The 10,292-nt window shown below is 71.9% G+C and carries 12 protein-coding genes; 6 read left to right on the top strand and 6 right to left on the bottom strand.

All coding sequences use genetic code 11. From position 1 onward, the window contains the following. Window positions 1-191 precede the first annotated feature (191 nt). The 6 genes from AC5LUJ_RS20845 to AC5LUJ_RS20820 all read left to right on the top strand — a co-directional run bounded on the left by AC5LUJ_RS20845 (window position 192) and on the right by AC5LUJ_RS20820 (window position 3,454). Window positions 192-1,229, top strand: a complete 1,038-nt coding sequence (locus AC5LUJ_RS20845; RefSeq protein WP_250285294.1) for a carbohydrate ABC transporter permease — start codon at window positions 192-194, stop codon at window positions 1,227-1,229. A 202-nt stretch (window positions 1,230-1,431) separates the two neighbouring features. Continuing rightward, complete coding sequence (locus tag AC5LUJ_RS20840) at window positions 1,432-1,593, top strand: hypothetical protein (RefSeq protein ID WP_250285295.1); 162 nt, start codon at window positions 1,432-1,434, stop codon at window positions 1,591-1,593. 365 nt (window positions 1,594-1,958) lie between these two features. Then, complete coding sequence (locus AC5LUJ_RS20835; protein WP_047222252.1) at window positions 1,959-2,222, top strand: hypothetical protein; 264 nt, start codon at window positions 1,959-1,961, stop codon at window positions 2,220-2,222. Then, on the top strand, window positions 2,219-2,635 hold the full coding sequence (locus AC5LUJ_RS20830; protein WP_250285296.1) for a PIN domain-containing protein: 417 nt from the start codon (window positions 2,219-2,221) through the stop codon (window positions 2,633-2,635). Before AC5LUJ_RS20835 ends, AC5LUJ_RS20830 begins: the two co-directional genes overlap by 4 nt. A 182-nt stretch (window positions 2,636-2,817) precedes the next feature. Beyond that, the gene (locus tag AC5LUJ_RS20825) at window positions 2,818-3,129 is read left to right on the top strand and encodes a nucleotidyltransferase family protein (RefSeq protein WP_250285304.1); all 312 of its coding nucleotides are present in this window, start codon (window positions 2,818-2,820) and stop codon (window positions 3,127-3,129) included. 208 nt (window positions 3,130-3,337) lie between these two features. Then, on the top strand, window positions 3,338-3,454 hold the full coding sequence (locus AC5LUJ_RS20820; RefSeq protein WP_445548428.1) for a HepT-like ribonuclease domain-containing protein: 117 nt from the start codon (window positions 3,338-3,340) through the stop codon (window positions 3,452-3,454). A gap of 12 nt (window positions 3,455-3,466) precedes the next feature. Here AC5LUJ_RS20820 and AC5LUJ_RS20815 read toward each other — a convergent pair whose 3' ends face one another. The 6 genes from AC5LUJ_RS20815 to AC5LUJ_RS20790 all read right to left on the bottom strand — a co-directional run. Continuing rightward, window positions 3,467-4,654, bottom strand: coding sequence for a C45 family autoproteolytic acyltransferase/hydrolase (locus tag AC5LUJ_RS20815; RefSeq protein ID WP_250285300.1), 1,188 nt, complete (start codon window positions 4,652-4,654; stop codon window positions 3,467-3,469). Window positions 4,655-4,673: 19 nt separating this feature from the next. Then, window positions 4,674-5,318, bottom strand: a complete 645-nt coding sequence (locus AC5LUJ_RS20810) for a GNAT family N-acetyltransferase (protein WP_250285301.1) — start codon at window positions 5,316-5,318, stop codon at window positions 4,674-4,676. Between the two features lie 3 nt (window positions 5,319-5,321). Beyond that, window positions 5,322-5,648, bottom strand: coding sequence for an acyl carrier protein (locus AC5LUJ_RS20805; RefSeq protein ID WP_250291700.1), 327 nt, complete (start codon window positions 5,646-5,648; stop codon window positions 5,322-5,324). Next, window positions 5,638-7,149 (bottom strand): AMP-binding protein, encoded by a 1,512-nt coding sequence (locus tag AC5LUJ_RS20800; protein ID WP_250285200.1) that lies wholly within the window; start codon window positions 7,147-7,149, stop codon window positions 5,638-5,640. Before AC5LUJ_RS20800 ends, AC5LUJ_RS20805 begins: the two co-directional genes overlap by 11 nt. After that, the gene (locus AC5LUJ_RS20795; RefSeq protein ID WP_250285201.1) at window positions 7,146-9,212 is read right to left on the bottom strand and encodes a class I tRNA ligase family protein; all 2,067 of its coding nucleotides are present in this window, start codon (window positions 9,210-9,212) and stop codon (window positions 7,146-7,148) included. The genes AC5LUJ_RS20800 and AC5LUJ_RS20795 overlap by 4 nt, the downstream gene beginning before the upstream one ends. Further along, window positions 9,209-10,292 (bottom strand): NAD(P)/FAD-dependent oxidoreductase (locus AC5LUJ_RS20790; RefSeq protein ID WP_493465568.1); only part of this gene is annotated, 1,084 nt, incomplete at its 5' end. The genes AC5LUJ_RS20795 and AC5LUJ_RS20790, both read right to left, overlap by 4 nt.

Below are 10,292 nucleotides of genomic sequence, written 5' to 3'. Positions count from 1 at the left end.
GAACAACCCGGCAACCGCCCCCCGAACCGCGGAACAACGTCCCGGGAAATGAGTACGAAAGTGGCTGCCCCAGCGACCACTTGTTCCCTCATGTGTATGAGCAACGATATTCGGCCGCGGGGCGGGAGCGAGGCTGCGGGGCGGGGAAGCGATATCGCGGGAACCACCGCGAGGACTACGAGGAGTGATTCATGGCCGTCTCCACGCCGGACGCACCGGCGGCAGGCGACGCTGGCGCGCCGCCGCCCGGGCAGTACAGCGGCGGGCAGCATGACGGCAGGAACCGTGACGACGGCGGAAACCGCGGCGGTGGCCGGCACGGCGGCGGGGATCATGGTGACGGGGACCACGGCGGCGGACGCCGCTGGCGCCGGCACGGCCACCGCGGCCACGGCGGGACCGGCGGGCCGGTCGGCGGCCGGTCACCGCTGAGCTCGTTCGCCGGCCATGCCGTCCTGGCCGTTCTCAGCGTCGCCTGCGTCTTCCCGATCTGCTGGATGTACGCGACGTCGCTGCGCCGCCCCGGCGACATCTACGACACGTCGCTGCTGCCCTGGCCGCTGTCGATCGGCAGCTACCGGCACGCCGCGGACGTGATCCCCATCGGCCAGATGCTGGTCAACACGTTCGTCGTGGCGTCGCTGACCGCCCTCGGGCAGCTGCTGACCGGCCTGCTCGCCGCGTACGCGTTCACCGCCTGGCGCTTCCGCGGGCAGCGGCTGCTCTACCTGCTGTTCGTGGGGACGTGGCTGGTGCCGTTCCAGGTGACGATGGTGTCCAACTACACGCTGCTGTTCCGGCTCGGCCTGCTGAACACGCTCGCCGGGGTGGTCATCCCGACGCTGTGCACGGCGCTCGGCGTCCTGCTGCTGCGCCAGCACATGGAGAGCTTCCCCAAGGAGGTGCTGGAGGCGGCCCGTATCGACGGCCGGTCGTCCTGGTCGACGCTGTGGACCGTCGTCGTGCCCAACCTGCGGCCGGCGCTGGCGGCGCTGGGCATCGTGCTGTTCATCAACGCCTGGAACGAGTACTTCTGGCCGTCGATGGTGCTCCAGCAGGCGAACTCCATGATCCAGCTCGGGCTGCGCGGCTTCCTCGGCGGGACCGAGGGCAACGACTGGGGCGGGATCATGGCCGCCTCCGGGCTCGCCTGCCTACCGATCTTCGGCCTCTACCTGGTACTCCAGCGGCACATCGTCAACGCCTTCGTCCACTCCGGCCTGAAATAGGACGATCCTGAAACCGAGTACCAGAACTCAGGGAGTACGTCTGTAGGAAACGCTTAATTTTTTCGTACCCATAAGGGGTGTTTCTCACAGATCGTACAGTGGTACTCGACGCCATCCCGCTCCCACCATTGCCAGATAGGTGCTCCGGGCCGGGCCGGCTTCCCGGCCCGGAGCACCGTCCACGCCGATGGATGGAGAGACGATGGACGGAGAGACGGTCGATCACCTGCCCCTGCGGCCGGCGGCCTCCGGCACTTCCACACCGATCGAGATCTTCTACGACCTGGCCGTGCTCCGACGGGTCGCCGACAGCCTCCGCGCCCTCGACTGGGACCTGCCCCCGGACGACGAGGCCCAGCCGTAGCCCTCTCGCCGGCAGGCCGGTGGCCCCGGCCGGTGAGCGCCGCCCAGAACTGGCACATCCCGAGCTGGCACGTCCAGAACCGACGACAGCCGCGAGTGCCCATCGACCCTGCCGACCATCCGTTCTGCCTGACCACCGCGGCTGCGCCCGAGGCTCGGTAGCGCTCCGACGTCATGCCGAAGCGCCGGAACACGTTCGGCCGCCGACATCCCCTCCCAGGCAGTCCCGCAGATCGGCTCCACGGGTCTTCCACGCGGTGATCCCAGCCTTGTCCACCGAATCGGCAACCACTGTGAGCACAAAACCGACGCCCGGAGAGTAACCGACGGGTCAGATCGAGGGGCATCCACGGTAGGATAAGGGGTATGAGTGAGCCTACTCAGAAGTACTCGATCACAATGCCTCGGGACATCGCCGAGGCCGCCCGTGCCCGCAGCGGCCCCTCGGGCCTGTCCGCCTACGTCGCCGCGGCCGTCGCCCGCCAGATCGAACGCGACAACCTCAACGAGCTCATCGCGGTCGCCGAGGCCGAGCACGGGCCGATCGGCGACGAGGAGATCCGATCCCGGCGGGATGCCCTGCTACAGGCCCGCGAGCAGCAGCGCTCTTCGGACCCACACGCGGCATGACCCGCCCGGTCGCCGTGCCGGGGGGCACACTGGTCCTCGACAGTGAAGGACTCGCCAGGGCCGTCCAGCGGGACCGCGACGTCACCGGCTGGCTCGCGCTGGCCCGCGCCGACGACATGCGTGTGATCACCAGCGCGGTGACCCTGGTCGAAGTGATCCATCCGCGGATCAGGCGTTCCGCCTTCGCGTGGGCCGTGTCCCGGATCGTCGTGGAGCCCGTCACGGAGCCTGTCGCCCGGCACGCGGCCGAACTGCTGGGGGAGGCGGGGCTGCACGGCCACAGATATGCGATCGATGCGGTGCTCTGCGCGACCGCGCTCGCCGCCCCTGGCCCGGTTACCGTGCTCACCTCGGATCCCGAAGATCTCAGGATGCTGTGCAGTACGGGAGAAGTCACCATCATCAAGATCTGAGGCCGAGGTCCACGGCGCCGACCACAGCCTACCTGGTGGATGTTGGTCGATATCCAATCGCATCCTGACGGATACTCTCAGTACTCGCAGATCCGTTGACCACGGCCGCCGATTCCAGCGGTGGCCGTTGTGCCATCCTGATATCAGGCAGGCCTTCCGACGGGAGGGAAGTCGCTGTGACTATGGATGCATTTCGTCGTCGTCGTGTTACTTTGAGCGAACTACGCGAGCACCGTGCGGACGTCTACGCGGTCGCGCAGCGCTACGGCGTCGGCAACATCCGCGTGTTCGGCTCGGTCGCGCGCGCGGAGGCGGACGAGGCCAGCGACGTCGACCTCCTTGTTGACCTTTCTCCAGGTCGAGGACTTTTTGATCTTGGTGGTTTCATCAGCGGAGCCGAGGCGGTCCTGGATGTCCGCGTCGACGCGACGACTGTGGCCGGCCTACGGCCCCGGCTGCGCGAGCAGGTGCTCGCCGAAGCCGTTGCGCTGTGAGATCTGATCAGGAGCGGCTGCGTGACATCGTCGAGCACGCCAACCTGATCAGTACGCATCTGCCCGCGTCGCGGGACGAACTGGACGCCGACGTCGTCCTCACCGCAGCTCTCGTCCGGTGGGTGGGGATCATCGGAGAAGCCACCGCCCGGCTGTCCGGTGCCTTCCGGAAAAGCCATCCAGATATTCCCTGGCAGCGATCACCGGCATGCGCAACCACCTCGTACACGGATACTTCGCGGTTGACGCCGATCTGCTCTGGATCGCGGTAACCGTCGAGATCCCCGGCCTCGCCCGGACGGTACGCGCATGGCTGAATGACTGACCGTTACCGCTGCTACGTCAGGCGGAAGGTTTCGGTGGTGGACAGGGCGGGGTCGCCGGGGCGGAGGTGTAGTTCTCCGCGGGCTGGGAGGAGGACGGTCGCGGCGACCGTGCGTTCCCGGCGGATGTCGCCGTTGTCGGCGACCCGGATGGGTGGGGTGGACAGCAGCGCGAAGTGCTCCTCGGGGTGCGGGCCGAGGGTGGTGAGCGCCGCCGTGGCCGCCTGGAGGCGGCGGACGGAGGAGTTGCGGGCGAAGACGTTGATCTCGTCGTGGGGGGCGAGGTCGGGGTGGAGGAAGTGGTTGGTGTGGACGGTCCGTGGCGCCCGCGTGGTCCGCAGCTCGTCGCCGACGATCTCTAACCAGGCGGCCTGGGTGGCGTCACGGAGAGTCAGCGAGCGGGAGCTGGCCAGCCGCAGGCCGCGCAGGACGTCGAGCGCTTCCTCAACGCTCGCCGCCGTGTCGAGCAGGTGCCGGACGGCCAGGTACGGGGGCAGGCCCGCCCGCCAGTCGCCGCCCAGGACGAGGTTGATCCCGATCGCGAGGCCGCGGCTGTTCAGGCCGAGGTAGCCGAGCAGGCCGCCGAAGCTCAGCACGAGTGAGCGGCCGATCGGCGAGGCGACGTCGAGGACGGCGATCTGGTCGTCGAGGTCGCCGCTCAGGTCGACCGTCTGGGCGAGCAACGGGCCGGTGGGTGGCGGGTAGCTGGTCGCATAGGTGGTGCAGTCACCCGCGGTAATCGTCTCGCCGGCCCGGCTGTGGGGGTCGCGGGGGATCCCGGCGGAGATCCCGCCCGGGGCGGGGGGCACGGTGGGAATCCGGGTCGGGACCGCGCTGGAGGCGGCCCCGGAAACCACGTCGGGGGCTGCGCTGGGAACCACGCCGAAGGTGGCGGTGGGGATTCGGGTGTAGCCGAGGATTTCGCGGCGCAGCTGGAGCAGCCAGGCCTCGTCCTCGGTCAGGCCGGCGCCGGACGCGAGCCCGGCGACCTCGGCCGCGAGCCGCGGGGCGGCCCGCTCGATCTCCGCGCGGTGGCGGGCGATCGTCGGGCGCAGGCCGTCCAGCGTCACCGGGGCGGGCAGCAGCCGGCCGAGCCGGCAGACGTGGTCGTCCACGAACGACCGCAGCCGCCCCGCCAGCGCCGCCCCGTGGGCCCGGCCCAGCTCCGCCGGTGGCCCGTCCGCCCTGATCAGGACGGTCACTCGGCCTCCCCCGACACGCTCACGGGCGGACTTTCGGGTGTTCGGTGAGGGTTTTCTTCACGAGCGGCCATTCGTCGGCCAGGACGCTGTAGTAGACGGCGTCGCGGCGGCGGCCGTCCGGCATGGGGTTGTAGCTGCGCAGCACGCCCTCCTCGATCGCGCCGATGTTGCGCAGGCCGCGGCGGGCCCGGGTGTTCAGTACGTCGGTCTTGAACTCCACCCGCAGGGCGCCCAGGCGTTCGAATGCGTGTTCCAGCAGCAGCAGTTTGGCCCACCGGTTGGTCCCGGTGCCGCGGAAGTCGCGGCCGAGCCACGACCAGCCGATCTCCAGCCGGGCGTCCGGCGCGGAGAGGTTGCCGTAGCTCATGCTGCCCGCGGTCCGGCCGGTGCGCCGGTCGGTGATGACGAAGACGTGCCGCCGGCCGGCGAGGTGGTCGGCGAGGGTGGCGTCGAAGAACGCCTCGAAGTCGGCGTCGGACTCCACCCGGGAGACGAAGTAACGCCAGATGTCCGGGTCGAGGGCGATCGCCCGCAGCGACTCCCGGTCGGCCTCGGTGACGGGTGTGAGGCGGACGTGGTCGTTGCCCAGGACGGCCGGGCCGGCCGTGCGCCAGTCCACCCGGTGCTGGGCCGCCGGCCGCTGGGCCGCCAGGTCCCCGGCCACCGGTCAGGCCCCCGCCGGGACGTGCCTGGACAGGATGTCCACGCAGTCGCGCAGGGTGTGCATCCTGGCCAGGTCGTCCTCGGTGAGGCAGGCGGTGTCGACGCCGGTGTCCCGGCACAGCGAGGTCAGGAACAGGACCTTGTTCAGCGAGGTCAGCCCGTAGGTGCCGGTGAGGCCGACGTCGGGCTGGATCTCCCCGGGGGCGATGTCGACGGCCAGTACCGCGGCCAGGTTCTCCCGGGCGGCGGTCTCGATGCCGGGCCGCCTGGATTCGTCAGGCCGCGTGCTGTCAGGCCGCGTGCTGTCAGGCCGCGTGCTGTCAGGCCGCATGGATTCCCTTTCTCGGGTCGCCGAGCTGGCGCTGGTACACCGCCCGGATCTGCTTGCGCCTGGGCTTGTACTGGGACGTCAGCAGGCCGTTGCCGATGCTGAACGGCTCGTCGGCCACCACCACCCGGTGGATGTACTGGTCGCCGCCGAGCGCCCGGTTGGTGGCGGTGAGCTGCGCGGCGATGGCGCCGGTGTCCACCGGCACCGACGCCGGTGAGACGACCGCCACCAGCTCGGTCTGGGCCGGGCAGTAGAGCACGCACTCGGCGATCGCCGGGCTGGACTTCAGATGCTCCTCGATCCGCCTGACGACGATCTTCCTGCCGTTGTCCAGCACGATCGTGTCGTCGGCGCGGCCGAGGACGAACAGGAAGCCGTCGGCGTCGAGGTGCCCGAGGTCGCCGGTGCGCACGACGCCGTCCGGGCCGAAGACCCGTTCGCTGTCGCCGGGCTCGCAGTAGGCGTACCGCCGGTTCACCGGGTGCTCGGCGCGGACGCTGATCACCCCGCCGTCGCCGATGATCACCTGTTTGCCCGGCAGCACCTGGCCCACGCTGCCCGCCCGGTGCGCGCCCGGGTGGTTCTTGGCCACGATGCACGTCTCGTTGAGGCCGTAGCCCTCGTAGATCGGCAGGTCGAGCCGGTTGAGGAACGCGAGGGTGGCGGGGTCGGCGGGCGCCGAGCCCGTCCACAGGTAGCGGATGCGGCCGCCGAAGATGTCGCGGGCGGCGTCGGCGAGGTCCCGGCCGGTGCGCCGGGCGTGGCGTTCGATCTGGCCGCGGGCGCTTTCGAAGAAGCCGGGCACGCCCATGACGACGGTCGGCCGCACCTGGGTGAGCGCGACGAACGCCGACTCGTAGGTGCAGACCGTGACGTCGTGGCCGTACCGCAGCGCCGAGTACACCCAGTAACGCTGCTGGAGCAGCGACAGCGGCAGGAACACCAGCAGGTTGTCGCCGGGGCCGTGGCCGAACATGTCCTGGACGGCGTCCAGCGAGCTGTCGATGCTGCCGGCGGTGGCGCCGAGGCCCTTGGGCGTGCCGGTGCTCCCCGAGGTGAACTTGATCGTGGTGATCTCGTCGGGGGCGTACCTGACCGGTGGCGGCGGGGCCGCGCCAGCCGTGCCGGGCAGGCCGGGCAGGTCGTCGAGCAGGGTCGTGAGCTGTTCGACGCCGGGGATGCCGCACGGACGGTCGGTGAACAGCAGGGAGAGGCTGTAGCGCTCCATCAGCTCGCCGGTGGGGGTGAACTTGCCCGGTTCCAGGCCGGCGGTGACGACCTTCAGGCGCAGGGCCGCCAGGTCGAGCACCACCCACTCGAGGCTGTTGGCGGCAAGGATGCCGATCCGGTCGCCCGCGCCGAGGCCGCGGGCGCGCAGCCCGGCCGCGACCAGGCCGGACAGCCGCCAGACCTCGGCGAGCGGGATCTCGCGGGTGCCGGCCAGCCTGGTGACGTGCAGCGTCCCACGGTTCGGCGTGGACGCCAGAAGTTCGTTGATCATGCAGGTCTCCCGCTGGGCTGGGTCCGCGAGGCGTCCGACGGGTGTCCGGCCGCGTGGGCCGCACCGAGCGGGCCGAGCGGGCCGAGCGGCCGGGGCGGGTGGAAGAAGGTGACCCGAGCAAGTGTGATCTTGCTACCCGGCGGGACCAGCTCGACCGTGGCAGGCCACTGCCGCGGCGCCGGCTGGCCGAGGGCTTCGGCCAGCCGGGCGGCGAAACGCGGCATCACCGGCGTGGCCGCGTGCGCGAGCAGCCAGGCGGCGGCCAGCTCCAGCGCCGTGGCCGTGCGCACCTCGTCCGGCATGCCGCCGGCCTGTGCCAGCGCGCGTTCCCGACGGCTGAACCGGACCGTGTCGGTGACCAGGGCGTCCAGCTCGGCGGTGGCCTGGTTGAGCGAGAACCCGCCGGGGCGCAGGCTGGCGGCCAGCGCGCCGAGCCGGGCGGCGAGCTGGCCGAGGAACCCGGCGTGCTCGGGCGTCCAGTTGCCGGCGTCGGGGGCCACCCCGCCGTGGTGGTCGGCCACGCGCTCGCCGAGGTCGTGCAGCCAGGCCTGCCAGGTGCCGATCAGGGTGGCGGTGAGCGTGTGCTCGTAGGCGTCGAGCGTGAAGTTCGTCCGCTCCACCTCGGGACGGTTGCGGGCGAGGAAGTAGCGCACGGCGTCCACACTGTCGGCGTCGAGGATCTGCTTGCCCCAGACGGCGTGCCGGCGGCTGGTGGAGAACTTCCGGCCGTCGTAGAGGAGGAACTCGTTGACGTGGTAGTCGATGTCCGGTGTCCAGCCGGGCAGGGCGAGCCGGTAGAGCGCCGGGTAGAGGATCGCGTGGTAGAAGCTGTTGTCGTAGCCGAAGAAGTGGACGATCTTCCAGTCGTCGGCCGGCCTGGCGGCCGTCCAGTCGCGGCCGAGGCGCTCGCCGAGCCGCTGGATGCCGTGCAGGAAGCCGAAGGCCATCTCCGGCCAGGCCCAGATCACCTGGCCGGCGCCGTCCGTCTCACGTGGGGTGATACCCCAGTCACTGGGATGGCTGACCGGGAGGTCGATCCGCTCCCGGCGGAACAGCCGGGCGGCGAGCTCCCGCAGCCGGGCCGGGACGCGGCCGCGGCGCTGGTGGTCGAGCACCGCGTCGGCGTGCTCGTGCAACGGCAGCACGTAGCGGCGGGCCGTACCGGCGACGGGCGCCCCGCCGGAGGGCCCGGCGACGGGGCCGGCCAGGTCGACCACGGTGTTCGGCTCGCCGCACAGCTCGCAGATGTTGCCGGCGGTGGCCTCGCCGCACCCCGGGCAGCCGCCGTGGACGTCGGCCTCGTAGAGGTACTGGCCGGTCTCCGGGTCGAACAGCGCGGGCCCGTCGGTCGAGGTGACCGCCTCGGCGCCGACCAGCCTGGTGAAGAAGTCCGTCAGCGCGGGGACGTAGCCGGGGTCGGCGTTCGTGACGGTGTACTGGTCGAGCGGGATGTCCATCAGCCGCAGGGTTTCCGCGATCTCGGCGCTGTAGTGCGCGGCCACCTCGGCGCTCGACCAGCCCTCCCGGCGGGCGCGGTCGGCCACGTAGGACTGGAAGTCGTCGCTGCCGGTCAGGTGCCAGGCACTGGCACCGTTCATCCGCTGGAACCGGACGTAGGCGTCGGCGCCCAGGTACGGGCCGGCGAGGTGGCCGAGGTGCAGGTCGCCGTTGGGGGTGGGCGGTGTGGAGAAGACGAACACCGGACGGTCGCCGTGCTCGCTGGCCACCGGGGCCGCCGAGGAGACCGCGCGGGCGCCGTCGCGCCAGTACTGGGTGAGGAAGACCAGGTCCTGCTCCCCGGTGTTCGCCACCACGTGGTCCTCGAACGGCTCGAGCAGGGCGACGGTGCCCGCGGCGACCGGGTGGTGCGCGGCTCCCACGACGAGCTCGCCGCGGCCGGCGACGATGACCAGCAGCTCGGTCTCGTCGTGCCGCTGGTGCGCCGCGGCGCCGCCCGGCGCGATGCGGCCCCAGGCCGCGCCGGTGCCCAGCCCGTCGACCGCGCTCATGTCGATCCCGAACGCCGCGGAGAACACGGCGTCGGCAGAACGGTCGATGATCATATGGTGTCCTTCCCGTCGAGCCCGTCGAGCAGGTCGGCGGCCGCGGCGGCGATCGCGGGGGCCAGCCGGTAGCCGGAGCCGCCCGCCGCGCCGGCGAACAGCACCCGGCCGTCGGCGGTGACCGGGCGCACGATCGGCGCGCGGTCGGGGCTGTAGGCGTCGCAGAACACACGGCCGGAGACGCAGTACGGGGCGAACCCCGGGGCGTGGCGCGCCAGGACCGCCCGGCCGCGGTCGAGGTCGTCGGCGGACAGCCCGCCGGTCAGCGCGTCCGGGGTGACGTCCCAGTCGGGCGAGGTGTAGCTGAACAGCCAGTGGCCGCGGTGCGCCAGCGGCAGCAGGAAGGCATCCTCGTCGTGGAAGACGGTCACGCGGTCACGCGGGGTGACGGGGCGTTCGACGTGCAGGGCGACGACCTTCTTGATCCGGACGCCGAGCGGGGCGAGCAGCTCCGGCCAGGGCAGCCAGGGGCCCGGCGCCAGCACGACACGGCCGGCGGTGAGCCGGGCGCCGGTGCCCAGCGTGAGGACGACGCCGGCCGGGGCGGACCGCACGGCGGTGACCGCGCTGCCCTCCCGGAACGCCGCGCGGCCGCGCAGCCGGGCGGCCAGCAGTTCGGTGAGCGCCGCGACGTCGGCGTGGTGGGCGCCGTCGCCGTCCCAGCCCCGCTCGGCCGGGCGCGGCCGAACCTCGGGAAGCGCCTCGGGAAGCGGCCCGGGAAGCGGGCGCAGCCGCGCCTCGGGAAGGTAGTGCTCCCGGACGGCGGCATCGTCCGCGCTGATCACGGTCATGCCCACCGGGTGGATCGGCACCCGAGGGTCGCGTTGGCGCAGGCCGGCGTACCAGCGCTGGCTGTAGGCGGCCATCGCCCGCACCCGCGGGGTGGCCCCGCGCGGGAAGTGCAGCCCGGCGGAGAACCGGGACGCTCCCCCGCCGGCCAGCCCCCTGTCGACCACCACAACCCGCCGCCGCGGCGCGCGGGCCAGCACCTCGGTGGCCACCAGGCAGCCGACCACGCCGGCCCCGACCACGACAACGTCGGCGTCAGCGTCCCCAGCCCCAGCCCCGGCCCCGGCCCCG

This window comes from Protofrankia sp. CiP1_Cm_nod3, from assembly GCF_982290655.1.
Note: the sequence above shows the minus strand (reverse complement) of the source record. Positions and strands in the feature narration are given on the sequence as shown.

Excerpts from the sequence above, each read along its gene's own strand:
- AC5LUJ_RS20845 (WP_250285294.1), top strand. The coding sequence starts at position 192 with ATGGCCGTCTCCACGCCGGACGCACCGGCGGCAGGCGACGCTGGCGCG.
- AC5LUJ_RS20840 (WP_250285295.1), top strand. The coding sequence starts at position 1,432 with ATGGACGGAGAGACGGTCGATCACCTGCCCCTGCGGCCGGCGGCCTCC.
- AC5LUJ_RS20835 (WP_047222252.1), top strand. The coding sequence starts at position 1,959 with ATGAGTGAGCCTACTCAGAAGTACTCGATCACAATGCCTCGGGACATC.
- AC5LUJ_RS20830 (WP_250285296.1), top strand. The coding sequence starts at position 2,219 with ATGACCCGCCCGGTCGCCGTGCCGGGGGGCACACTGGTCCTCGACAGT.
- AC5LUJ_RS20825 (WP_250285304.1), top strand. The coding sequence starts at position 2,818 with ATGGATGCATTTCGTCGTCGTCGTGTTACTTTGAGCGAACTACGCGAG.
- AC5LUJ_RS20820 (WP_445548428.1), top strand. The coding sequence starts at position 3,338 with ATGCGCAACCACCTCGTACACGGATACTTCGCGGTTGACGCCGATCTG.
- AC5LUJ_RS20805 (WP_250291700.1), bottom strand. The coding sequence starts at position 5,648 with ATGCGGCCTGACAGCACGCGGCCTGACAGCACGCGGCCTGACAGCACG.
- AC5LUJ_RS20800 (WP_250285200.1), bottom strand. The coding sequence starts at position 7,149 with ATGATCAACGAACTTCTGGCGTCCACGCCGAACCGTGGGACGCTGCAC.
- AC5LUJ_RS20795 (WP_250285201.1), bottom strand. The coding sequence starts at position 9,212 with ATGATCATCGACCGTTCTGCCGACGCCGTGTTCTCCGCGGCGTTCGGG.